The following is a 23276-nucleotide window of genomic DNA, read 5'->3' as shown; positions in this document are numbered from 1 at the left end:
TGCGGCCGCGTGATCGGCCGCGACGCCACCCATGTTCGTCGATGAAGTCGACATCGTCGTCCAGGCCGGCGACGGCGGCAACGGCTGCATGAGCTTCCGCCGCGAGATGAAGGTGCCTCGCGGCGGCCCCAACGGCGGAGACGGCGGACGCGGCGGTTCGATCCACCTCGTCGCCAGCCCCCATCACAACACGCTCGTCACGTACCGGTTCCATCCTGAGTTCAAGGCGCCGCGCGGCCGGCACGGGCAGGGCTCCAACTGCACCGGCGCGGATGGCGACGACCTCGAGCTCGAAGTTCCGCCAGGCACGGTCGTGTACGAGACGGGCCCCGAGGGTTTGATCCCGATCGCCGATCTGCAGAAGACGGGCGAACGCGTGCTCGTCGCCCGGGGCGGCCGCGGCGGGCGCGGCAACGCGGCGTTCGCGACGTCGACGAATCGCGCGCCGCGCCACACCGAGCCGGGCGAGCCCGGCGAGGCGCGCCGGTTGCGCCTGCGGCTCAAGCTCGTGGCCGACGTCGGGCTCGTCGGCTTCCCCAACACGGGCAAGAGCACGCTGATCTCGCGTATCTCCGCGGCGAAGCCGAAGATCGCCGACTACCCGTTCACCACGCTCACGCCCAACCTCGGCGTGGTCCAGCTCAGCGACGATCGCTCGTTCGTCGTCGCCGACGTGCCCGGCCTGATCGAGGGCGCCCACGAAGGGCACGGCCTCGGCACGAAGTTCCTCGCGCACCTCGAGCGCACGAAGGTGCTCGTCCACGTCGTCGACGTCTCGTCCGAGTCGGGCCGGGATCCCGTGGAGGATGTGCGCGTGATCCGCCGGGAGCTCGAGCGGTTCGTGGGCGCGGGCGAACCGCTGGCCATCGCGCTCGCCGAAAAGCCCCAGATCGTCGCCGCGAACAAGATCGACGCGCTCGACGATCCCGACCGGCTCGCACGGCTCCAGACGTTCGTCGAGCGTCTTGGACTGGCGCTGTACCCGGTTTCGGCCGTCACCGGGCAGGGCCTGCCGGAGCTGACCGAGGCGATGTGGCGTGCCGTCGCGCGCCAGGATGCCGCCTGAGCCATGAGGCTGGGGCTCTTCGGCGGAACGTTCGATCCGATCCATCGCGGCCACCTCGACGTCGCGCACGCCGCACGCCGGCAACTGGCGCTCGACGTCGTCTGGATGATTCCCTCGAGAGTGCCGCCGCATCGCACGCCGCCGCAGGCCTCGGCGGCGCACCGCTTCGCGATGGTGTGCCTCGCCGTCCAGGATCAGGAAGGGTTGCTCGCCTGCGACATCGAGATCGAAGCGACGGGGCCGTCCTACACCGCCGATACGCTGACGCGGCTGGAGTCGCGCGGGGTCGACCTGACGTCTGCCTTCTTCATTCTCGGCACCGATGCCTTCCGCGACATCGAAGCCTGGCACGACTACCCGCGGGTGCTCGATCGGACGCATTTCGTGGCCGTCTCGCGCCGTGGGATGCGCGCGACGTCGCTCTCGGCTCTTCTGCCGGCGCTGGCGTCCAGGATGCGCGCGTGCCCCTGCGAGATTCCGCCTCGAGCGGGTATCTTGTTGGTGGATGCGGACACGTCTCCGGTGTCGTCCACCGACGTGCGGCGGGCGCGTGCGGCCGGCCAGCCCGTGGGCGATCTGGTGCCGCCAGCCGTCGCCTCGCACATCGTCCGCCACGATCTGTATCTCGCGAAAGCCGGTTCGCCGCTGACATTCCAGGGAACTGCATGACCACACCCGCTCCACGGCCCCGCAAGCGCTCGATTGCGTCCACCCTGCCCGCCCAAGTGAAAGCGGCCATCGCTGCCGCGCAAGACAAGAAGGCCCATGACGTCGTCCTGCTCGATCTCCGGCAGGCGTCGGCGTTCACCGACTTCTTCGTGATCTGCACGGGCACGAACAGCCGTCAGGTCCAAGCGATCGCGGAAGCGATCGAAACGGCGGTCGCGAAGAAGGGCAGCAAGCCGGCGCTGGTCGAAGGGTTGAAGACGGCCGACTGGGTGCTGATGGACTACTTCGACTTCGTCGTGCACGTCTTCGCGCCCGCGACGCGCGAGTTCTACGGCCTCGAGCGGCTGTGGGCCGACGCCCAGCGCATCGAAATTCCCGCATAGTCCCGGCGCTCCAGGCGTGCAGGTTCTGCGTACCCTGACGGGGGACGCGCGCGACGCGCTCGACCTGCCGGCGGGCAGGCCGCTTGCACGGAGCGGCCGCAATGGCGCTGGCTGCGTTGAACGCGCTCGTCCGCGCTTTGCTCGACCCGCGGTGTGCCGCCTGCCGGGGTCCGCTGCTCGAGCCGCTCGACACCCCGGTGTGCTCCCGATGCTGGAGCGGCGTGGCGCGCATCACGCCGCCATATTGCGAGTGCTGCGGCGAGCCCAGTGCGCCAGGCCATTCCGGCGAGCGGTGCGCGCGCTGCGACGTCGAGCGCCCGGCATGCGGGATGGCGCGTAGCGCCGCCATCTACGACGGGCCGATGCGCGACATCGTGCACGCGTTCAAGTACGCCGGCCGCCGCACGCTCGCGCGCGATCTCGCGCGATTGATGCGCGCCGCCGGCGAGGAGGTGCTCGAAGGCGCGCACGGGCTGGTGCCCGTGCCGCTGCATCCACGCCGCGCGCTGGCGAGGGGCTTCAACCAAGCCGACGACCTGGCCCGGTGTCTCGGCGCGCCCGTGTGGCCCGTGCTTCGCCGCCGGCGCTACGGCCGGCCGCAGGCCGGTCGCTCGCGATCGGATCGCCACGCGGGCGTGCGCCGGGCCTTCGCGATCGTGCGCGCGCCGGTGCTCCATCGAGGCGGCCGATCGCTCGCCGGAGCGACCGTCGTGCTGATCGACGACGTGATGACGACCGGCGCGACGATCGAGGCGTGCGCCGAGATCCTGCTGGCGGCGGGTGTCAGAAGCGTCCGGGCGCTGACCGCCGCGCGAGCCGTGGCAGCACGGCCTCGGCCACGGCTGCCGCCACGTCCTCCTTCGAGCACTCGCCATCGATGACGACCCAATCAGCGGCCTCGGCCTGGCGCCGATAGCTCTGACGCACGCGGCCGAGCAGCGCGAGGTCTCGCTCGTACCGATCGCGGCCGGCCGACTTGCGGCGAACCGCCGTGTCGGGCGCGATGTCGAGCAGGACGGTCACGTCAGGGATCGGCAAGTGTCGCTGGATGTCGTTCAGCCAGCCGACGTCGAGGCCCTGCGCTTCGCCGTACGCCACGCTCGACGCGCGATAGCGATCGCAGATCACGACGTCGCCAGCCGCGAGCCAGGCGTCCAGCCGCGGCTTGTACTCGAACCGGTTCGCGACGTAGAGCAGTTGCATCACCTCGGGTCCGTAGCTGCACTCGCCGGCCAGCGCACGGCGGATCTCGCGGCCGAGCGCAGTCTCGTAATCGGGAAACGACACGGGCTGCACGCCGTGGCCGGCGGCGGCCAGCCTGGCGCCGAGCCCGCGCGCCTGCGTTTCCTTGCCGCTCTGGTCGAGACCCTCGAAGGCGATGAGCATCACACGTCCCACTGCAAGAGATCGTCGATGGTCTGGCGGCGGCGAACGACGCGGCATCCGCCATCCTCGACGAACACCTCGGCGGCCGTCGGCCGCCGGTTGTAGTTCGAGGCCATCACCGCCCCGTAGGCGCCCGTATCGCGAATCACCAGCAGGTCGCCGACCTCGGGCCGCGGCAGCTCGCGCGCGATGCCGAATGCGTCGCTCGTCTCGCACACGGGGCCGACGATGTCGGCCTTGATGAGCGGCCGCCCGTCGGCCATCACGGGTTCGATGCCGTGCCACGCGCCGTACAGGGCCGGGCGGATCAGATCCGTCATCCCGGCATCGACGATCACGAACCATCCCTCGTCCGGGCCCGGCTTGAGATCGACCACTTCGGTCACGAGCACGCCGCTCGGCCCGACGATCCATCGGCCCGGCTCGAGCAACAGGAACAGGCCTGACCGCCGGACTGCCGGCAGGATTGCGGCGGCGTACTCGGCCGGCGAGAGCACCGGCTGACCCGGCTGGTACGGAATGCCGAGCCCGCCGCCGAGATCGAGGTGATCGAGGGTGATGCCACGGCCGCTCAGCTCACAGGCCAGCGAGGCCGCGATCTCGGCTGCCTTTGCCAGCGGCGCCGCCGCCGTGACCTGCGATCCGACGTGCACGTGCAGGCCGACCAGCCGAAGGCCGGGCCGGGCGGCGATCTGCTGGATCATGTCGCGCGCGGCGTCGAGCGACACGCCGAACTTGTTGGCGCGCGCCCCGGTGGAGATGTGCGGATGGCTGCCCGCGTGCACGTCCGGGTTCAGCCGGACGGCGATGCGCGCGTCGCGGCCCTGCGCGGCCGCGATCGCGGCGATGCGTGCGACCTCGCCGGGCGACTCGGCATTGATCGCGCGAACGCCGAGCGCCACGGCGCGCTCGAGCTCGCGCGTCGTCTTTCCCACGCCCGTGAACACGATGTCGGCGGGAGCGAAGCCGGCGCGCAACGCGACCTCGATCTCGCCGCCCGAGTTGGCGTCGGCGCCCGCGCCGAGCGCACGCAGACGGCGCACGACTTCGAGCGTGGCGTTCGCTTTGATCGCGTAGTGCAGCCTGTGGGGAACGGCGTCGAACGCCCGATCGAGCGAGCCGAACCGCTCGTCGATCAGCGCCGCGCTGTACACGTGGACCGGAGTGCCGGCCTGACGAGCGACCTCCGCGAGACTGACGCCGTCACACGTCAGGACGCCATCGACACGAGTGAATCCCGCCACAGGTCCGGGATTGTACTCCGGCGAGGCGCCGGCATTTGGCGCCGTGGTCCGTGTGCGACGCGAGCCGGTTTGCTATGATCCGCGGCACGCTCCCGGAATTTCCCATCCATGTCCAGTGATCAGCCCGTCGTCTCGACCCTGACCACGGACGAGTTGATCGAACGCTGCCTCGCGGGAGACCAGGCCGCCTGGGATCGGATCGTCCGTCAGAACTGGCGCAAGGTGTTCAACATCGCGTACCGGTTCGTGGGGCGGCACGACGAGGCGGAGGACCTCACGCAGGACGTCTTCCTCAAGATCTTCAAGGCGCTGCGCACGTTCGACCGCCGCGCCAACTTCCAGACCTGGCTCGTGAGCGTCAGCCGGAATCTCTGCATCGATCATTACCGGAGCGTCCGCAAGGAGCGAGAGACGGTCGCCCGCGACGTCGACGCCGCGGATCTCTCGCCCGCGTCCGCCGAACGCGGCCCTCACGGGCTGCTGGAACAGCAGGACCTGAAGCAGCGGATCCGGCTCGCGTTGGCCGAGCTTCCGCCGTTGCTCCGTGAAGCCGTCGTGCTTCGCGACCTCCAGGAGTTCTCGTATCAGGAGATCGCCGACAAGCTGCGCCTGCCCGAAGGCACGGTGAAGTCGCGCATCAACCGCGGCCGGCTCGAGCTGGCCCGACAGCTCACACGACTCGCAGAACGGGGTGGCGGCGGCAGCCCGAAGTCCCGTGGAGGATCCCTATGAAGATGACGACCACTCGGCTCGGCACCGTGGCGGTGCTGAAGGTCGACGAGCCGCGGCTGACGTACCCGATGCTGGCGGACTTCGCGGCCGCGGTTACCGATCTCATCGGCCGCGGCGAGAAACACCTGCTGCTCGACCTCGGCGCCGTCAGCTACCTGGACAGCGCCGCCATCGGCTGCCTGATGGATCTCTATCGCCAGGCGTCGTCGGCTGGCGGAGCGCTGAAGCTGTCGGGCGTGCAGAAGCGCGTCGAGACGATGCTCACGATGACGGGCGCGCACAACTTCCTCGAAGTGCACGGCGATCTCGCGGCGGCGGTCGCCAGTTTCGGAGGCTAGCATGCGCACGATCACCACGGCCGCGGGCACGCCGATCGAGCTCGACGGCGACGTGCTCGCGATCATCGAGACGATCTCGCGCGAGCTCGCGCGGCGGCGGGAGCTCGACTACGGGTTCGAGGAGATCGACCGCGAGTTCCAGCACCTCGTCGCCCAGATGACGGACGAGGAACTGCGGATCTACCTGAAGGAAAGCCTGTTCATGAGCTTCAACCGGTTCGAGAACGAGCGGATGCTGGCGATCCTGCGAAGGGCCGGCCTGGCGGCGCGAGAGGAGGACGGCGGCGGCCGGTCCTGACCGGCGTCAGTGGGCGAGCGGGCGGCGCGCCGGCACGCGGAGATCGGCGACCGTGTCGGCGGGCGCGAGCGCGGGATCCTGGACGAAGCGCCAGGCTTCCTGGCGGCGGAGCAGCTCGGACGCGAAAGCGGTGTGCAGCGCGTGCCCGCCGCGGTGCACGACCAGGTGCCCTTGAATCGGATACCCGACGAGCGCCAGGTCGCCAATCACGTCGAGGATCTTGTGGCGCACGAACTCGTCCTCGAAGCGCAGCGGGTTCAGCACGCCCGTCTCGCCGAGCACGATCGCGTTCTCGAGCGACCCGCCGAGCGCCATGCCGCGCTGCCGCAGCATCTCGACTTCCTTCAGGAAGCCGAACGTCCTCGCGGGCGCGATTTCGTCGATGAACACCTGCTCGTCGAGCTCGACCGTCTTCTGCTGATGCCTGAGCAGCGGGTGATCGAAGCTGATCGTGTACGTGACCTTGAACCCTTCGCCGGGATAGAGGGCGATCCGCTTGTCGCCGTGCTCGACCTCAACCGGCCGCAGCACGTGGATCGTCTGGCGAGGCGCGTTGAGCTCGCGCACGCCGGCGTCCTGGATGAGATAGACCCAGGGCGCCGAACTGCCATCCATGATCGGCACTTCGAAGCGGTTCAACTCGACGACCGCATTGTCGATCCCGAGGCTCCTCAGCGCGGCGAGCAGATGTTCGATCGTCTCCACCGATGCTTTGCCGGCCACCAGCCCCGTCTGGAGCTGCTGACCGCCGCCGAGGTGCGAGACGCGGGCCGGGATTTCGATGCCGCCGAGATCTGTCCGTCTGAACCGAATGCCGTGGTCCGCGGGAGCGGGTTTGAGCGTGAGCGTCACCTTCTGGCCGGAATGGAGCCCGATACCGGCACAAGGAACCGCTCTACGGAGTGTGCGCTGAGACGAAATGGACATTCGTTCGCTGCCGAGGCTCCCTAAGCAAGCTGACTGCCAAGCACGACCGGCCGGGGAGATATTCTCGTAAGCGACTCAGCCCAGTCAAGTTAGATATCAGCCGGTTTTCGAGACGCCATGGCCGCGCGTCATATTCGTGTCAGAGTTGCCACAGTGAACCATCGCTGCACCGTGTCAGACTAGCCACAGACGTCATCAAACCGCCGCTTCCGATGCCGTGCTTCCGCCCAGCGCCGCCGCAAGGAAGCGGCCGGTCGCCGACGCCGGGTGCTGAGCGACTGCTTCCGGCGGGCCCTCGGCCACCACGCGGCCGCCCTGCTCGCCGCCTTCCGGACCCAGATCGATGACCCAATCCGCACACTTGATCACGTCGAGATTGTGTTCGATGACGACGACCGTGTTGCCCTGATCGACGAGCTTGTTCAGCACGTCGAGCAGGCGGCGGACGTCCTCGAAGTGCAGGCCGGTGGTCGGCTCGTCGAGGATGTACAGCGTGCGTCCGGTGCCCCGGCGGGCGAGCTCGCGGGCGAGCTTCACGCGCTGCGCCTCTCCACCCGACAGCGTCGTTGCCGACTGCCCCAGCTTGATGTAGCCGAGGCCCACGTCCTGGAGCGTCCGGAGCTTCAGCGCCATGGGCGGGAAGTTCTCGATGAGCGGCAACGCCTGGTCGACGGTGAGATCGAGCATCTCGGCGATCGACTTCCCGCGGTACTTGATGTCGAGCGTCTCGCGGTTGTATCGGCGTCCCTTGCACTCCTCGCAGGTCACGTACACGTCCGGCAGGAAGTGCATCTCGATCGCGATGACGCCGTCGCCCTGGCAGGTCTCGCAGCGGCCGCCCTTCACGTTGAACGAGAACCGTCCAGGCTTGTAGCCACGGGCGCGGGCATCCGGAAGCATCGCGAACAGATCGCGGATGAACGTGAACAGCCCGGTGTAGGTGGCGGGGTTCGAGCGCGGCGTCCGGCCGATCGGCGATTGATCGATCTGGATGACCTTGTCGACGAGGTCGATGCCGTCGATGCCGCCGTGCGCGCCGGGCTCGTCGGCGGCGCGATACAGCGTGCGCGCGAGGGCCCGATAGAGAATCTCGTTCACGAGCGTGGACTTTCCGGATCCGCTCACACCGGTGACGGCGATGAAGGCGCCGAGCGGGAACGCGACGTCCACCTGCTTCAGGTTGTTCGCGCGGCCCCCGCGCACCACGAGCGCGCCGCGTCCGGCGGATCGCCGGACGACCGGCACCTCGATGCGCCGCTCGCCGCGCAGGTACTGTCCGGTCAACGACGCTCCCGGCGCCGCGAGCAGGTCTTGCGGAGGCCCCTGGAACATCACGTGGCCGCCGTGTTCTCCGGCGCCGGGCCCGAGATCCACGACGTAATCGGCCGTCCGGATCGTCTCCTCGTCGTGTTCGACGACGAGCACGGTGTTGCCGAGGTTGCGGAGCTTGCCGAGCGCCGCGAGCAGCCGGCGGTTGTCGCGCTGGTGCAGCCCGATCGACGGTTCGTCCAGCACGTACAAGACGCCGGTCAACTGCGATCCGATCTGGGTCGCGAGCCGGATCCGCTGCCCTTCGCCGCCCGACAGCGTGACCGTGGCGCGGCCGAGCGACAGATAGCCGACGCCGACGTCCACCAGGAAGCGCAGCCGGTCTCGGATCTCCTTCAGCACGCGCCCGGCGATCAGGAGCTCCCGCTCCGTCAGCTCCATCGTGTCCAAGAGCGGGCGCGCATCGGCGATCGGCAGGTGGACGTAGTCTGCGATCCGGCGGCCCTTCACGCGCACCGCCCGGCTCTCGGGCTTCAATCGATCCCCGTGACAGACCGGGCAGCGCTGCAGGCCGCGATAGCGCTCGAGCGTCTCCTGTTCGGCCCAGGTGCCCGTCTCGAACCGCCGGCGCAGGTTTGGAATCACGCCCTCGAAGTCCGCGCCGAACGGATCCGACGCACGCCCCTTGCGCGCGCGCGGCGCGGGCTTGCGTCCAGGCGCGCCGAACAGCAGGATCTCACGCTGCCTGCGCGGCAGCCTGCCGAACGGCACCTGCGGATCGATGCCGAACGTCTCCCGCAGGCCCGCGAGCATCTCGTCGATGGATCGCGCGTCGCCAGCCGCCCACGGCAGCACCGCGCCGCCCGCCAGCGGCCGCGACTCGTCGACGACGCGCGCTGGATCGAAGTCGAAGACCTCGCCGAGGCCCTGGCACTCCGGACACGCGCCGTGCGGCGAGTTGAACGAGAAGGCGCGCGGCGTCATCTCGGGGATGCTGACGCCGCAGTCCGGGCAGGCCATCCGCCTGGAGAACAGCCGATCGCCGCCGTCGAGCGTGTTGATCACGACGATGTCGTCGGCGAGCTTGAGCGCGAGCTCGATCGAGTCCGCCAGGCGCCGCTCGATCCCCGAGCGCACGATCAGCCGATCCACGAGCACCTCGATCGTGTGGTTGCGCCGGCGATCGAGCGCGATCTCTTCGTCCAGGCCGACGAAGCGGCCGTCGATGCGCGCCCGCGTGAAGCCACGCGCGCGCAGCGCGGCGAGCTCGCGCTTGAACTCGCCCTTGCGGCCACGCACGACCGGCGCGAGCACGTTGATGCGCTCGTCCGCCGGATACAGCATCACCATGTCCATGATGCGTTCGAGCGACTGCGAGCTGATCTCGCGATCGCACACCGGGCAATGCGGCACCCCGATGTGGGCGAAGAGCAGCCGCAGGTAGTCGTAGATCTCGGTGACGGTGCCGACCGTCGACCGCGGATTCGACGCGGTGGTCTTCTGCTCGATCGAGATGGCGGGCGACAGGCCGTCGATCAGATCGACGTCCGGCTTCTCCATCTGCTCGAGGAACTGGCGCGCGTACGCGGAGAGCGACTCGACGTAGCGGCGCTGCCCCTCGGCGTAGATCGTGTCGAAGGCCAGCGAGGACTTGCCGGATCCGGACAGACCGGTCACGACCACCAGGCGGTCGCGCGGCAAATCCACGTCCACGTTCCGCAGGTTGTGCACGCGCGCGCCACGAACCGCAATCCAGCCTTGCGCCATCGATCAGCCCGGGCCGCCGGGGCAGCCCAAAACTTCCATCTTATCAGCGGGCGGCACCTTCATTCGGCCGCCGCCAGGCGGCTGCGTCGCGCGCCGTAGGCGAAGTACACGACGAGGCCCACGGCGAGCCAGATCCCAAATCGGATCCAGGCGGTCGGCGGAAGCCCCTTCATGACGTAGAGGCACGCCGCCGCGCCCGCCAGGGCCACCGGCCAGACGAACGGCACCCGGAACGGCCGCGCCAGGTCCGGCCGCCGCACGCGCAACACGAGCACGCCGCCGCACACGATCGCGAAGGCGGTGAGCGTGCCGATGTTCGTCAGATCGTAGATCTCGTTCTCATCCGCAACGAGGCTCCCCAACGCCACCACGACGCCCGTCAAGAGCGTGGTGACGTGCGGCGTCCGGAACCGCGGGTGCACGCGCGACGCCCACGCAGGCAGCAGGCCGTCGCGGGCCATCGCGAACAGGATCCGCGGCTGGCCGTACTGAAACACGAGCAGCACCGCCGTGAGCGACACGACCGCGCCGGCCGCCACGATGGCACCCGCCGTCGGCAGGCCGGCCAGCTCGAGCGCCCGCGCGAGCGGATCCGACGCGCGCAGTTGGCTCGCCGGCACGAGCCCCGTCGCGACGATCCCGACGACGACGTAGATCGCCGTGCACACGGCGAGGCCACCGAGAATCCCGATCGGCAGGTTGCGCTGAGGATTCCGGGTCTCCTCGGCCGCCGTCGAGATCGCGTCGAAGCCGATGTACGCGAAGAACACGATCGCCGCCCCCTGATGGATGCCGGTCCACCCGTTCGGCGCGAACGGCCGGTAGTTCGCCGGATCGACGTGCCACGCGCCCAGGACGACGAACAGGGCGAGCACGCCGAGCTTGACGACGACCATGACGGCGTTGGCGCGGGCGCTCTCACGCACCCCGACGTACAGCAGCGCCGTGATCGCGATCACGATCACCGCCGCCGGCACGTTGAGGAGGACCGGTACTCCGGCGATCCGCGGCGCCGTGTCGATCAACGCGTGCACCGCGGGATCGCCGCTGAGCAGCGCCGTGCGGTAGCCGTGGGTGAGCCACGCGGGGAGCTCGATGCCGGTGGCGCCGAGCAGCGACGTGAAGTACCCGCTCCACGCGATCGCGACCGCGATGTTGCCGACGGCGTATTCGAGGATGAGGTCCCAACCCACGATCCACGCGACCAGCTCGCCGAGCGTCGCGTAGGTGTAGGTGTAGGCGCTGCCGGCCTGCGGGATCATCGCGGCGAGCTCCGCGTAGCAGAGCGCCGCCAGGCCGCAAACGATGCCGAGCAGCACGAACGAGAGCACGAGCGCCGGCCCGGCGCCGTATCGCACGACCTGCCCGTTCGGCAGCACCTCGCCAGCGGCCGCCGTGCCGATCGACGAGAAGATGCCCGCGCCGATCACGGCGCCGATCGCGAGCAGGATCAAATCGCCCGCGCCGAGGACGGGCTCGAGCGACTGGGGCCCGCCGCGAGCGGTCGCCTCCACCGGCTTGACGCGGAACAACCGCATCGAGGCTCAGCCGGGCGGGAAGTACGGACGGACGTCCGCGTCGAGCCGCCAGAGGGTGTCGTTGGAGGCGAGCGCCACGCCGCCCTCCGGATCGAACGCCACCCCCACGAGACCCGGCGCGGAGAGCACGAGCGCGGGCTCCGGCCGCGGCGTCTGGACGTTCACCCGATAGAGCCCCGATGCGCCCGCGACGGCGTCGACGACGTAGAGCGCGCCGGTCCGATCGAACGCGAGACCTTGCGGGCGGCCGAATCCGCTGCACGCGACCTGCACCTGCGCATCGGGCGTGAGGCGGTACACCACGTCGCGCGACGCCAGCGTCGGCGCCGCGACGTACAGGCAGTCGTCCGGTCCGAACGCGAGATGAAAAGCCGCGACGCTCGAGGGCAACGTCGCAAACGTGTCGACTTGCCGCGTCGGCCCGATCCGCAGCACCGATCCGGATCGATCGCCGACGAACAGCGAGCCGTCGCGCGCGAACGCAAGGCCGGTCGGCACGCCGAGGTCCGAGGCGTACACCTCGACCCGGTCATCCGTCGTCAGCCGATACACGACGCGCTCGAACCGGCTCGACACGTACATCGCGCCGTCAGGACCATGCGCCAGCGACGTCGGGTTGGCGATTTCCACCGGCACGGCCTCTCGCGTGCCGTCGCGGCTCACGCGATACAGCGGCACGGACGTCGTCGCGCCCGGCCCGCCGCTCTGCGTGACGTACAGGCGCCCCAAGCCGTCGAACGCGGGGCTGTCGACCTGGTGGATGCCGGCCGCGAGCACGCGCGCGACGAGCACGGTGCCCTCCGGCTCGTCCGAATGCCCCTCGACCTGGATGCGGTTGATCCCGGGGTCTGCCTGCTGCGGCACGACGATCCGCAGGCGCCGGGACGAGGCCATGACGACGTGCGCCTCGCGGCCGCCGATCCGCACCTCGGGCGGGCCGTCCTCCGGCAGGGGAAACCCCGCGCCCTCGAGAACGACGCGGCTCCCCGGAACGGCCCAGTCTGGGTGCACGGAGGACGTCACATGCTTCCGATCAGGATTCGTCGTCGAGCTCGACGTTCCAGTAAACGTAGTCCCGCCAGCTCTCCGGTGCGTTCCTCAGCCCGAAGGTGATCCGCACGGCCGGCGCGCGATCGGGACGACGTGCGGGGCGCACGAGGACCATGCCGGCCTGCTCGGGCGTCCGGCCGCCCTTTCGTCTGTTGCACGACACGCAGCAGGTGACGATGTTCTCCCAATCCTTCCGGCCGCCTTGCGCGACGGGCGTGACGTGATCGAACGTCAGGTCCGACGTCGGAAACCGCCCGCCGCAGTACTGGCACGCATGGTTGTCGCGCGCATAGATGTTGGCGCGCGAAAACGGGACGTACTCGACGGTCTTGCGGATGCGAATGCGGCGAAGCAGCCTGATGACCGAGGGGAGCTTGATGCTGAACGAGACGGAACGGACCTCGCGATCGTACACGGCGACGATCTCGACCTTGCCCTGTGACCACAAGGTGATCGCCTTCTGCCAGTGCACGACGCGCAATGGCTCATACGTGGCGTTGAGCAAGAGCGTCTGTTCCATGGTCCCGACGACATTCTTGCTACATCGCCGAAAGCTTGTCAAGGATTGGCCACGCCTAAAACGATACCTATCAGCGAGTTAGGGCCATCAGGCTTCACGGCACCGGCGTGCGCTCGACTCCCGCCCCCATCCTGGCGAGCACGGTCTGCTGCCGCCGCCGCAGCCTGGCGTTCGGGTGGGCCGGGCTGTAGATGCGCGGGTTGATGATGGCCGCGGCCAGCAGCGCTGCCTGCTCGACCGTGAGGGCGGCCGCCGGCACGCCGAAGTAGGCGCGGGATGCCGCCTCCGCCCCCCAGATGCCATCGCCCCATTCGATGACGTTCAGGTAGATCTCGAGGATGCGTGTTTTTGACAGCTCAGCTTCCAGCCGCCGGGCGATCATCAGCTCCGCGGCCTTGCGAAGAGGGTGTCGCGAGGGTGAGAGATACAGGTTCTTGGCGAGCTGCTGCGTGATGGTGGACGCGCCCCGCAGCTCGGCGCCGCGGGCCCACGCATCCTCCACGGCGATGCGCAGCTCGTCGAAATCCACGCCGTCGTGAGACCAGAACCGGCCATCTTCGGCGACCACCACGGCGCGCGCGAGCGCAGGAGCGATCTGGCGGTACGGGACCCAGCGGAACGCCGGCTGTGGCGTGCGTCCCTTGCTCCGGCCGGCTTCGGCCTCGCGCAGGCGCATGAACGCCGTGGACGTGGGGTTTGCGTTGCGCAGCGTACGGACGTCAGGAAGCTGGATCCAGAGGTACGTCAGGCAGGCGAACGCGGCGCCGCCGGATGTGAGGATGACGAGCCCGATCGATTTCCACGGCGTCCGATCGAAACGCGGTCTCCTCATCCGCGGACGACGATCCGCACGCGTTCCCCTGCTCTCGGCGGGGTGCCGGGATCGCGGCCGTTCATGATGGCCAGCGTCGACGGTTTGACGATGGAGTCACCCGGACCGCGCGCGATCGAATCCCAGGTCTCGCCGCCGCGCACCTCGTAGAAGTCGATCCGATTCGGCTGGATGCGATCCGCTTCCTGGCGCGACAACGTGCGGAACGTGTGGATCGCGGTGTCGAACGTCTGTTGCGCGCCGGAGAATTGCGATGCCGGCGCCAGGCCGGCGACCACGTAGACCTGATTGCCGGCCCGGACGTGAGCGGCGCGCAGGCCGGCCCTGGTGTTGTTGACGGCGCCCTGATACGTCCCCACGTACGCATCGAGGCCGTTGATCTGCGTCCGTCCGCCGCTGAGCTGCTGCCAGCCGGCCTCGGCCATCATCGCGGGCGCGTACTGCTGCAGGTTCCCCGAGCTGCCCTGCGCCAGCTCCAGCAACATCGCGACGTTGGAGGCTTCGGGCCTCTGCGCCACCACTTGCTCGTCGCTGTTCTGAATCGTCCAGCCGTCGGGGAATCGGACGGCGAACTGCAGGAGGGGGTGCACGAACTCGTTGCCCCGGACGATCCCTTTTTCGCGGCTGTCGCCGAACACCAGCCCGTCGAGCCGCCGCTCGAGCGCCGCCGGGTTCACCGCCCGCTCTCCCGCCGGCGCGCTCGCGACGGCTTCCTGCACCTTCGTGACGCGGTCCGCTGCGGGCGGGTGGGTCAGCGCCCAATTGGGCACGCCGCGGCTCGTGCCCGTCGCCTCGTCGAGCCGCGCGAGCGTGCCGAGCAGCCCGGGCATGCCGTGCGGATCCCATCCGCTCCTCGCCGTGTAGCCGACGCCGAGCCCGTCTGCTTCGAGCTCGTCCTCGCGGCTGAACTTCAGGAAGAGGGTCTGCAACCCGAGGCTGGCCAATCCCTGAGCGGGGCGCGTTTCAGGCACGAGGATGCCGAGCAGCGCCAGCCCCCCGCCCGCCAGCGTCTGACTCGAGTATTGCTGCGCGGAATGGCGGGCGTCGACGTGCCCGATCTCGTGGCCGAGCACGGCGGCGAGCTCGGCCTCGTTCTTCAGGAACGGCAGGATGCCTCGGGTGAGGTAGATGAAGCCGCCCGGCAGCGCGAACGCGTTGACGGCCGGCTCGTCGACGACGGTGAAGGTCCAGGGCAGCGCCGGACGATGGGCAGCCTGAGCCAGGCGCATGCCGACGCTCGCCACGTAGCGCTGCAGCTCGTCATCCTTGTACACGCCCATCTGCTTCCGAACGGCGGCGTCGTTCTCGCGGCCGATCCCGATTTCCTGCTGCTCGGACATCAGCATGATCTGCCGCTTGCCGGTCGCCGGGTTGGTCGCGCATCCGGCGGCGACGAGCAGCAACACGAGCACCCGACCCGCTTTCATGGCTCACCTCGTCTCCAGGGTAACGCTGTCCCACACCCTCCAATAACAATGCCGTAAGCGCGAACGAGGATCTTGGCCGGGCGTCGAATGGCGGTTTCGTGCGAAACGACGTGTAGAAACGTGAAAGTGTGGCGGCGAGTCGCCACGCGGTGGTCGGTCGCGGAGCGATCGGCGGCGGTACTCCCCTGCTCTACGACAGTACCGTAATCGCACACACGAATTCGTGCGCGTTCTCGCGGAATTCGGCTGCTGAGGGCGAAAATGTAACCGGGATTACGCCAATAGTGTCATCGAAGCCCGTGGCATGGGAAGTGCCTTACATATCTGTGCCCAACCTTACGAACTTGTCAGCAGGTAGGCGCTCACACGAGGCGGACGTCTGACATGAAGCGGCTTCCCTCCCGATCGCTCCCCGTTTCCGGCCTTTGTCTGTTTCTCGGCCTGTCGTTCGTGTTCCTGCAGCCCCAAGTCGCCGATGCGCAGCAGCGGCGAGCGAAGCTGTCGAAGGGGCTCGAGGAGGGCCTCCGAGGATCCGAGCGGCTGCGTGTCCTCGTCGAGGGCCCACAGGACGAGGTGGACCGCATCGCGTCCCGATACGGCGTGCGGGTGCTGAAGCGGCTGGAGATGGGCGCGCTCGTGTCGGGGACCGGGGCGCAGCTCGGGGCCGTCGCGGGCGACGGGAACGTCTCGGCGCTGACGGCCGACGACGTGGTCACGAGCACGATGAGCGTGACGACGCAGGCCACCGGCGCCAACCAACTGTGGGCGGGCCGGAGCGGCGGCAATTTCAGCGGGCTGACCGGCGCTGGCGTTGGCGTGGCGGTCGTCGACTCGGGCATTGCCCAACATCCCGACGTCGAGAACCGGGTTCGCCTCCGCGTGGACTTCGTCAACGACGGCTCGGGCGAGGCCGACGGCTACGGGCACGGCACGCACGTGGCCGGCATCATTGCCGGCGGCGGGAAAGGCAGCCGCGGCGACGAGGGCACGGCGTACATCGGGATGGCGCCGGGGGCCGAGCTCGTCAGCCTTCGGGTGCTGGCGGCGGACGGGACGGGCTACGTCTCGGACGTGATCCTGGCGATCGAGTGGGCGATCAAGCACAAGGACCGCTACAAGCTGCGCGTCCTGAACCTGTCGCTCGGGCACGAAGCGACGCAGGCTTATGACGTCGATCCGCTGGCCCGCGCGGTCGAGCGCGCCGTGGCCGCCGGCCTCATCGTCGTCGCATCGGCCGGCAATCTCGGCAAGTCGGCGGACGGCACCGCCGTTGTCGGCATGGTCGTGTCGCCTGGCGATACGCCGGGCGCCATCACGGTCGGCGCGTTGAACACGCACGCGACGGTCGGCCGCGCCGACGACACCGTGGCGACGTACAGCTCGCGTGGTCCGGTCGGCGATCCGGAGGATCCGTCGAGCTGGCGCATCAAGCCGGACCTCGTCGCGCCGGGCAACGCCGTCGTCGCGGCGGGCGCGTACGGCAGTCATCTCTGGAACCTGCTACCGGAGCGGCAGGTGATCGGGGCGTCGGGCGGGACGTATCTCACGCTGTCGGGGTCGAGCATGGCGACGGCGGTCGTCACGGGCGCCGTTGCGCAAGTGCTGCAGGCGCGTCCGGACTTGACGCCGGCGCAGGCGAAGTTCGTGCTGCAGGTGACGGCGGAGCAGCTTCCCAATGCCGGGCTCATCGAGCAGGGCGCGGGCAGCCTGAACGTCGTGCTCGCGGCCGCGCTCGCGTCGGGCGGCGATCTGTCGACGATGCCGACGTCGGTCGTGATCGGCGGCGGGCCGGTGGCCGCCGGCGGCCTGGCCTTCTTCGACAAGACCGTGTCGGCGACGCTCGCGCGCGCAGACATCACGATGCTCGGCAACACCGCGTTGTGGCACGGAGCGGTGGGCGGGGATGCGATCATCTGGGGCCATCAGAGCGCGGCCGTTGACTCGAACGCCATCATTTGGGGGCACCGCACCGCCGCCGTTGATCCCAATGCGATTATCTGGGGGCATCGCAGCACCGCCGTCGATCCGAACGCCATCATTTGGGGGCATCGCAGCACCGCCGTTGATCCCAATGCGATTATCTGGGGCCATCGCAGCGTGGCCGTCGACCCGAACGCCATCATCTGGGGGCATCGGAGCGCGGCCGTCGACTCGAACGCCATCATCTGGGGCCATCGCAGCGCCGCCGTCGATCCGAACGCCATCATCTGGGGGCATCGCAGCACCGCCGTTGATCCCAATGCCATCATCTGGGGGCACCGCACGGCCGCCGTTGATCCCAACGCCATCATCTGGGGCCATCGCAGTGCCGCCGTCGATCCGAACGCCATCATTTGGGGGCATCGCAGCACCGCCGTTGATCCCAACGCGATCATCTGGGGGCATCGCACCGCCGCCGTCGACCCGAATGCCATCATCTGGGGCCATCGAGCCGGGGTCCTCGACGCCAACACTGTCATTTCAGGCCAGTAGGCGAACAACGTCGGTTTTGTCATCGCTCTAGGCCTAGGTGGACCAACAGCGGCTGATGGCCCGGGCGAATGACATGGCACGGAATTGGCTCTATCGCAGTCGCGAGGTACAGCCATGCAGAAGAGCAGAATCATCGCCTGGAGCTAAACAGGCAACTCGTTTAGGCCGATAGACAGATTTGCCGTCTATGGCAACTACGTCACGCCCACCGCTGTCTCGACGGACGCGGATCTATGTCTTTGCCGTCGTGGCGATCGGAACCCTGACAATTGCAGCCAGCATCCTCGACGTCCTGACGGGACAGCCAGTACCCTCCGAACACTGGATTCCACTTGCCGCATTCACATTTGTAAGCGGCTGGTTGTCTGTCAAGCTCCCGTCGGTCTCCGCGACGATATCGATTTCAGAAACGTTCGTCTTTGCCGGCACTCTCCTTTGCGGTCCGGCGGTTGGCGTCTTGCTCTGTGTGCTGGACGCGCTCGCCCTTTGCGTAAAGCACGCCCGACGCGGCAACTTGCGGTGGGAGCAGGTTCTCTTCAATTTGGCCGCCGCCCCATTTTCAATTTGGTGTGCGGCGTGGATCGCCGGAATCGATCAGCCGCTCACGAACGTTAGGCTCGATGCTCACCTCGCGCTCGTGCTCGGGACCTTCACCTTGCTCTATTTCTTGCTGAATAGTTGGCTGATCACCTTCGCCATCGCATCTGAGCAGAGAACGGCGCCCCATCGAGTATGGTGGACGAGTTTTACAGAGTTGTCTGTGAACTTTGCCGCCGGCGCTTCGATTGCGGCATTTCTGGTCGTGAACGGCAGTGCGGTGGACCCGACTTTCATTGGGGTCATTCTTCCCCTGCTACTGGTCATCTACTTCACCTATCGATGGTCGCTGAAGCACGTAGAGACTGAGCGGGACAAAGTTCACGAACTGAACAGAGTGTTCCTATCGACCGTTGAGGCAATGGCGCTGGCGATTGACGCCAAGGACCAAGTGACGCACGGCCACATCCGGAGGGTCCAACGATTCACTATGGCCCTCGCTGAAGCGCTTGGCGTCAAGTCACAGAAGGAACTGGACGCTCTGAGAGCAGCGGCCCTTCTACACGACACCGGCAAGCTAGCTGTCCCAGAGTACATCCTCAACAAACCAGGCCCACTGACGGCGGCAGAGTTCGAGCGCATGAAAGTACATGCCGATGTCGGCGCAGATATCTTGAAATCGATCGAATTCCCTTACCCGGTCGAGCCAATCGTGCGCCACCATCACGAGCGCTGGGATGGTACGGGGTACCCGAAGGGGCTGAAAGGACAGGAGATCCCATTCGGCGCCAGAATCTTGGCCGTCGTGGATTGCTACGACGCTCTGACTTCGGATCGGCCATATAGGCCGCGGATGACCCGACAACAAGCCGAGCAGGAACTGAAGGACAAGCGTGGAAGCGCCTATGACCCTTGGGTCGTTGACAATTTCCTAAAGATCTTGGATCGGCTCGAACAAGCCGATATCGCAGACCAGCGACTGGCGACGATTCATGACCGAGATAGCGCCGCACGAACCATTGCCCCAGCGCAATTGGAGGTCATCGCCGCTACAACGGCGGAGGAACGGGAGTTCAACGAACTGCGGCGGGATCTCCCGCGATGCACGAGCTTCGAATCAGCAGCGGATGTCCTGTTGAGACATCTTCGTCGGGTGATTCCGGCAGCGAGCTTCGCCCTCTACGTTCCAATCACTGACCGGAACGAGTTGAAGGTCGCCGCGCAGTCTGGTGTCGCGACTTCCGTCTTCGAGGGCCTTGTTGTTCCGGTAGGCGAACGGGTGTCCGGCTGGGTATTCGCTCACTCGCAGGTCGTGCTCAACTCCGATGCGAGCCTTGAGTTTGGCCCAATCGCGCGATCGCTACCAATTCCGCTGCGTTATGCTGCGGCCGTGCCCGTGATTGATAGAAGAACGCTCGCGGTAATCGGGGCGTTCGGCTCGGATCCCTTCGAGAAGGATCACCGGCGCATAATGGAGAGCGCGGCCACGCTTTTCGCCGCGTCGATTACTCTGCCGAGCGCGAACCGATTCGGGCACGATCAACTTCTGCCAACCGGCACAGCCGGCCGCTCGCTCCTTCATTAGCACGACTTCATCGTCTTCGAACGGCGTGAGTGACACGGCGACCGCGGCGGATCTACGTTTGTTACGCCCCGCCCGAGCGTTGCTGCCGGAGATGGGGCCTGTTCCGGCGCGTGCTTCTGGCGGCACGCGCAGCGCCTGGCGGACTGCAAGTACATCGAGAGCCTGTTCAACTACAGCAACCGAAGCTCGTGGACGGTGCCGATGAAGGCCCCCGCACCGTCTCGACGGACCGCCTTCACCAGAGCTGCTGACCTCCGCATGCCGGATCCGTTGGAAGCCCTGGACGGGATTCTGCACGGCGTCGATGGCGGCACGGTCACCGCGCCCGACGGGACGGAGCAGCTGCTCACCGCACAGATTCAGTTGCGCAATGACCAGCATACAGGCCACGAGGCGCTCCAGCCGACTGCCCGCAGTGAAGCAGCTCGGCGACTTCGACTTCACTGACACAGCCGGAGATTTCTGGTATCGTGCGCGCCTCCGTAGGTCCAGGTGGGCGACACATGGGACGAGAGCAGGCGAGCAGCAAATCACAGAAGTCCAACCAGGCGTTTGACTCACTTCCAGAAGAGGTCACAAACGCCGAGGCATTGCTCCGATCGGCTGACACGCAAGGAGTCCTTGATAGCTTCGCTAGCATTGCCGTCGACTCATTGCCCCTCATCGCGAGAGTACGTCTACTGTTGGCACAGGGCATGGCGTCGTATGAGCTTGGAGACGTCGTCGGAGCACTGACCTCTCTGCGATCGGCATTTGAGTCTGCTGACAAGACCGCATCTGCGAGTCAGAGGTTCTTCGCCGCGCTAGCGCTGTTCAGTCGAGAGTCTCAGTTCCAATCGCCTGAAGAGAGCCTGCCACTGCTCTCGAAGGTTCGTCAGTTGGCGGCTTCGATTGCCGACGCTTCATCGCTTGGTGGTCTCCACTTCGTCGTCGCCAGGCTAGAAGCGATGCGAGGCCACTATGTCAATTCACATCGTCATCTCGAGCTTGGTAGAAGACTTCTTTCCGGCACGGATCAAGCCACACTCCGAAGTTCGGTCGAGCTCGTTGAATGTGGGCTAGAGACTTATGCGGGAAACTTTGGACGCGCTGGAAAGGCTGGACGAGCAGGCTTGCGAATTGCCGAAGCCGCCGCGCTCTCCGTCGCGAAATCTGGCTGCCTGATCAATCTGGGCTCAATGGCACTCTACATGGGCCAGTCTGCGCGGGCTGGCGAGTTGGTCGCCGAGGGAATCGGCATCAGCGAGGGCCTTCTCTTGAATCAGTTGAGTGGACTCGACACTCTGGCTCAAGTCGCACTCTTTGACGATCAATTGGCGAAGTGCTGCAATTTCATCGAAACGATTGCGGAATTGGAGCCGCGACAGGCGCTCCCTGCCCGCTCCTGGTACGACCTCGCTCATCAGATCACGCGCTGCGCGTACCACGAGCGGTTGCAGGACTGGGACGCGGTCGTTCTGATCGCGGAGGCAGCCGATGGCGAGGTCTCACGACGGCAGTACAAGCCCATCCGCACCGCTCTCCTCTCGGCCAGGGCTCGAGCCCTGGCGCGCCTGGGTCGGCACGACGAGGCCGATGAGACCGTCGCCCTGGCGATGCGCGTCTGTCCGCGAAGCGCCGTCGATCCGCTGATCGTCCTCGAGGCCACCAAAGGCCTCACGCTGACACTCCGCGGCGAGCAGAACAAAGGCGCCGTCCACTTCGACCGTGCTCTCGCGGCCTGCCGCGCCATCGGCCACCGTTTCCACGAGGCCTGGATCGGCCGAGACCGGGCGGAACTGGCCGCGTCGGGCCGGGCCCGATCGACGAGGTCGCCTCGGGCGCTCGACGTCACCGATAGCGCGCTGCTGCTCAGCGACGCCGCGATAATCCTCGGCGCCGGCCACTCGGTCGATCTGCTCGCCCATCGCGTGATGACGCTCCTCCAGAGCAGCGGGCTCGGCGACCGCGTCGATCTGTCGAGCGAGTCCGGCTGCGACTTCCAGGCCGAGCCGTCGGCCGTCTGGGACAGCACCAGCAACGCCACGTACATCCTGCAACTGCGTGGCTCCGACCGACGCCTGACTATCCGAATGCGGCAGATCGTCTCGCTCGATGATCTGTCCTTGATGAAGAGCGTCGGCGACATCGTACGCGCCGCGATCAACCAAACGACGGACGTCGAGAACGAGGACGACGATCAGAATCTCTGGCCGCGTCAACCCCTGCACGACGGTGAGGACGTCGTCTTCCGATCGCCGCGGATGCTCGAACTGTTGAAGGTCGCCACGCGGCTCGCATCGGCCGACCTCCCGATCCTCATCACGGGCGAAACGGGCACGGGCAAGGAGATCCTCGCGCGCCTCATTCATCAGGCGAGTCGCGTCAAACAGGGGCCGTTCGTGCCCTTCAACGCCCCGGCCATTCCGCGCGAGCTCGTCGAGAGCCAGCTCTTCGGCCACCGCCGCGGCGCCTTCACCGGCGCCACCGACGCGTCCACGGGCGTCATTCGCGCCGCCGAACGCGGCACGCTCTTCCTCGACGAGATCGGCGATCTCGATCCGGCCGTGCAGCCCAAGCTGCTCCGCTTCCTCGAAAGCGGCGAAATCCACCCGGTGGGCGAGCCGCGCCCAGTGCGCGTGTCCGTCCGGGTCGTTGCGGCGACGAATGCCGACCTGCAGCAGCTCGTCGAGGCGGGCCGGTTCCGAGCAGACCTGTACTACCGCATCGGTGCCGCGAAACTCGCGCTGCCCCCGCTGCGCGAGCGCAAGGACGAAATCCCTGCCCTGGCCTCGCTCTTCCTCGCGCGGTTCGCTCGCGAGAACGGGCGCCGCAACCTGCGCCTGACCGACGACTTCGTGGCCGCCCTTCTCCTGTACGACTGGCCCGGCAACATCCGCGAGCTCGCCAACGAACTTCGGCGCGTCGTCGCGATGGCCGGCGACGGCGATGCCATCAGCTGCGCCGAGCTGTCGCCCGCCATCCTCACCCGGTGGCACGAGCGTCCGACCCTCGATCGGACGGCGACGGGACCGACCGTCGCCATCCGGCTGAACCAGCCGCTCACGCAGGCCATCGACGAACTGGAGCAGCGCTTCATCGAGCATGCGCTCGCGGCGTCTGGCGGTCGGGTCTCGGACGCCGCGCAGTTGCTGGGCCTCTCGCGGAAGGGCCTCTTCCTGAAGCGCCGCCGTCAGGGACTGCTCCCCCGGACTGCTGAAACCTGATCGCCCTCGCAGCCGCATGGCCGCTCCAGG

Annotated in this window: 20 protein-coding genes; 11 read left to right on the top strand and 9 right to left on the bottom strand. The window is 67.7% G+C overall.

The genetic code is table 11. The annotated features are described in order from the left end of the window. Positions 1-31 precede the first annotated feature (31 nt). The 4 genes from obgE to IT184_13920 all read left to right on the top strand — a co-directional run bounded on the left by obgE (position 32) and on the right by IT184_13920 (position 2999). Complete coding sequence (gene obgE / locus IT184_13935; protein MCC7009903.1) at positions 32-1066, top strand: GTPase ObgE; 1035 nt, start codon at positions 32-34, stop codon at positions 1064-1066. A gap of 3 nt (positions 1067-1069) precedes the next feature. Next, positions 1070-1735, top strand: a complete 666-nt coding sequence (gene nadD, locus IT184_13930) for a nicotinate (nicotinamide) nucleotide adenylyltransferase (protein ID MCC7009902.1) — start codon at positions 1070-1072, stop codon at positions 1733-1735. Continuing rightward, positions 1732-2118: a ribosome silencing factor gene (gene rsfS / locus IT184_13925; protein ID MCC7009901.1), complete on the top strand. Its 387-nt coding sequence runs from the start codon at positions 1732-1734 to the stop codon at positions 2116-2118. Before nadD ends, rsfS begins: the two co-directional genes overlap by 4 nt. A gap of 329 nt (positions 2119-2447) precedes the next feature. Further along, positions 2448-2999 (top strand): ComF family protein, encoded by a 552-nt coding sequence (locus IT184_13920; GenBank protein MCC7009900.1) that lies wholly within the window; start codon positions 2448-2450, stop codon positions 2997-2999. On the opposite strand, the gene tmk is transcribed toward IT184_13920, so the two are convergent. Both tmk and lysA read right to left on the bottom strand, forming a co-directional pair. Beyond that, positions 2902-3504, bottom strand: coding sequence for a dTMP kinase (gene tmk, locus IT184_13915; protein ID MCC7009899.1), 603 nt, complete (start codon positions 3502-3504; stop codon positions 2902-2904). The two genes, IT184_13920 and tmk, sit on opposite strands and share 98 nt — an antisense overlap. Next, positions 3504-4748: a diaminopimelate decarboxylase gene (gene lysA, locus IT184_13910; GenBank protein MCC7009898.1), complete on the bottom strand. Its 1245-nt coding sequence runs from the start codon at positions 4746-4748 to the stop codon at positions 3504-3506. The genes tmk and lysA overlap by 1 nt, the downstream gene beginning before the upstream one ends. 108 nt (positions 4749-4856) lie before the next feature. Between lysA and IT184_13905 the strand changes: the two genes are divergently transcribed. The 3 genes from IT184_13905 to IT184_13895 are packed head-to-tail and all read left to right on the top strand — an operon-like array spanning position 4857 to position 6116. Further along, on the top strand, positions 4857-5480 hold the full coding sequence (locus tag IT184_13905) for a sigma-70 family RNA polymerase sigma factor (GenBank protein MCC7009897.1): 624 nt from the start codon (positions 4857-4859) through the stop codon (positions 5478-5480). Between the two features lie 2 nt (positions 5481-5482). Then, positions 5483-5818 (top strand): STAS domain-containing protein, encoded by a 336-nt coding sequence (locus tag IT184_13900; GenBank protein ID MCC7009896.1) that lies wholly within the window; start codon positions 5483-5485, stop codon positions 5816-5818. Position 5819: 1 nt separating this feature from the next. Continuing rightward, positions 5820-6116, top strand: a complete 297-nt coding sequence (locus IT184_13895; GenBank protein ID MCC7009895.1) for a hypothetical protein — start codon at positions 5820-5822, stop codon at positions 6114-6116. Positions 6117-6122: 6 nt separating this feature from the next. On the opposite strand, the gene IT184_13890 is transcribed toward IT184_13895, so the two are convergent. From IT184_13890 to IT184_13860, 7 genes are all read right to left on the bottom strand, one after another. Beyond that, entirely contained in the window at positions 6123-7037 is a 915-nt protein-coding gene (locus tag IT184_13890; protein MCC7009894.1) for a UDP-3-O-acyl-N-acetylglucosamine deacetylase, read from the bottom strand. 201 nt (positions 7038-7238) lie between these two features. Further along, complete coding sequence (gene uvrA, locus IT184_13885) at positions 7239-10079, bottom strand: excinuclease ABC subunit UvrA (protein ID MCC7009893.1); 2841 nt, start codon at positions 10077-10079, stop codon at positions 7239-7241. Positions 10080-10138: 59 nt separating this feature from the next. After that, positions 10139-11617 (bottom strand): amino acid permease, encoded by a 1479-nt coding sequence (locus tag IT184_13880; protein MCC7009892.1) that lies wholly within the window; start codon positions 11615-11617, stop codon positions 10139-10141. Between the two features lie 6 nt (positions 11618-11623). After that, on the bottom strand, positions 11624-12628 hold the full coding sequence (locus IT184_13875) for a gluconolaconase (protein ID MCC7009891.1): 1005 nt from the start codon (positions 12626-12628) through the stop codon (positions 11624-11626). Positions 12629-12650: 22 nt separating this feature from the next. Next, complete coding sequence (locus tag IT184_13870; protein ID MCC7009890.1) at positions 12651-13187, bottom strand: HNH endonuclease; 537 nt, start codon at positions 13185-13187, stop codon at positions 12651-12653. A gap of 94 nt (positions 13188-13281) precedes the next feature. Further along, positions 13282-14019: a monofunctional biosynthetic peptidoglycan transglycosylase gene (mtgA, locus tag IT184_13865; GenBank protein MCC7009889.1), complete on the bottom strand. Its 738-nt coding sequence runs from the start codon at positions 14017-14019 to the stop codon at positions 13282-13284. Further along, entirely contained in the window at positions 14016-15446 is a 1431-nt protein-coding gene (locus IT184_13860) for a M48 family metalloprotease (protein ID MCC7009888.1), read from the bottom strand. The genes mtgA and IT184_13860 overlap by 4 nt, the downstream gene beginning before the upstream one ends. Before the next feature lie 384 nt (positions 15447-15830). Here IT184_13860 and IT184_13855 point away from each other — a divergent pair, with 384 nt between their 5' ends. From IT184_13855 to IT184_13840, 4 genes are all read left to right on the top strand, one after another. Beyond that, positions 15831-17918 (top strand): S8 family serine peptidase, encoded by a 2088-nt coding sequence (locus IT184_13855; GenBank protein ID MCC7009887.1) that lies wholly within the window; start codon positions 15831-15833, stop codon positions 17916-17918. Between the two features lie 247 nt (positions 17919-18165). Beyond that, positions 18166-20040, top strand: coding sequence for an HD domain-containing protein (locus IT184_13850; protein ID MCC7009886.1), 1875 nt, complete (start codon positions 18166-18168; stop codon positions 20038-20040). A gap of 258 nt (positions 20041-20298) precedes the next feature. Beyond that, positions 20299-20487, top strand: a complete 189-nt coding sequence (locus IT184_13845) for a hypothetical protein (GenBank protein ID MCC7009885.1) — start codon at positions 20299-20301, stop codon at positions 20485-20487. A 248-nt stretch (positions 20488-20735) separates the two neighbouring features. Then, positions 20736-23246: a sigma-54-dependent Fis family transcriptional regulator gene (locus tag IT184_13840; protein MCC7009884.1), complete on the top strand. Its 2511-nt coding sequence runs from the start codon at positions 20736-20738 to the stop codon at positions 23244-23246. Positions 23247-23276 lie beyond the last annotated feature (30 nt).

Source organism: Acidobacteriota bacterium (genome assembly GCA_020853395.1).
Classification (GTDB): Bacteria; Acidobacteriota; Vicinamibacteria; order Vicinamibacterales; family SCN-69-37; genus JADYYY01.
This window is presented reverse-complemented; position numbering and strand designations above follow the sequence as displayed.

Coding starts and splice junctions, on each gene's coding strand:
- tmk (MCC7009899.1), bottom strand. CDS start 3,504: ATGCTCATCGCCTTCGAGGGTCTCGACCAGAGCGGCAAGGAAACGCAG.
- uvrA (MCC7009893.1), bottom strand. CDS start 10,079: ATGGCGCAAGGCTGGATTGCGGTTCGTGGCGCGCGCGTGCACAACCTG.
- IT184_13920 (MCC7009900.1), top strand. CDS start 2,448: ATGGCGCGTAGCGCCGCCATCTACGACGGGCCGATGCGCGACATCGTG.
- IT184_13870 (MCC7009890.1), bottom strand. CDS start 13,187: ATGGAACAGACGCTCTTGCTCAACGCCACGTATGAGCCATTGCGCGTC.
- obgE (MCC7009903.1), top strand. CDS start 32: ATGTTCGTCGATGAAGTCGACATCGTCGTCCAGGCCGGCGACGGCGGC.
- IT184_13905 (MCC7009897.1), top strand. CDS start 4,857: ATGTCCAGTGATCAGCCCGTCGTCTCGACCCTGACCACGGACGAGTTG.
- IT184_13840 (MCC7009884.1), top strand. CDS start 20,736: ATGGCGTCGTATGAGCTTGGAGACGTCGTCGGAGCACTGACCTCTCTG.
- IT184_13900 (MCC7009896.1), top strand. CDS start 5,483: ATGACGACCACTCGGCTCGGCACCGTGGCGGTGCTGAAGGTCGACGAG.
- IT184_13845 (MCC7009885.1), top strand. CDS start 20,299: ATGCCGGATCCGTTGGAAGCCCTGGACGGGATTCTGCACGGCGTCGAT.
- IT184_13855 (MCC7009887.1), top strand. CDS start 15,831: ATGAAGCGGCTTCCCTCCCGATCGCTCCCCGTTTCCGGCCTTTGTCTG.
- IT184_13880 (MCC7009892.1), bottom strand. CDS start 11,617: ATGCGGTTGTTCCGCGTCAAGCCGGTGGAGGCGACCGCTCGCGGCGGG.
- nadD (MCC7009902.1), top strand. CDS start 1,070: ATGAGGCTGGGGCTCTTCGGCGGAACGTTCGATCCGATCCATCGCGGC.
- IT184_13895 (MCC7009895.1), top strand. CDS start 5,820: ATGCGCACGATCACCACGGCCGCGGGCACGCCGATCGAGCTCGACGGC.
- IT184_13860 (MCC7009888.1), bottom strand. CDS start 15,446: ATGAAAGCGGGTCGGGTGCTCGTGTTGCTGCTCGTCGCCGCCGGATGC.
- rsfS (MCC7009901.1), top strand. CDS start 1,732: ATGACCACACCCGCTCCACGGCCCCGCAAGCGCTCGATTGCGTCCACC.
- mtgA (MCC7009889.1), bottom strand. CDS start 14,019: ATGAGGAGACCGCGTTTCGATCGGACGCCGTGGAAATCGATCGGGCTC.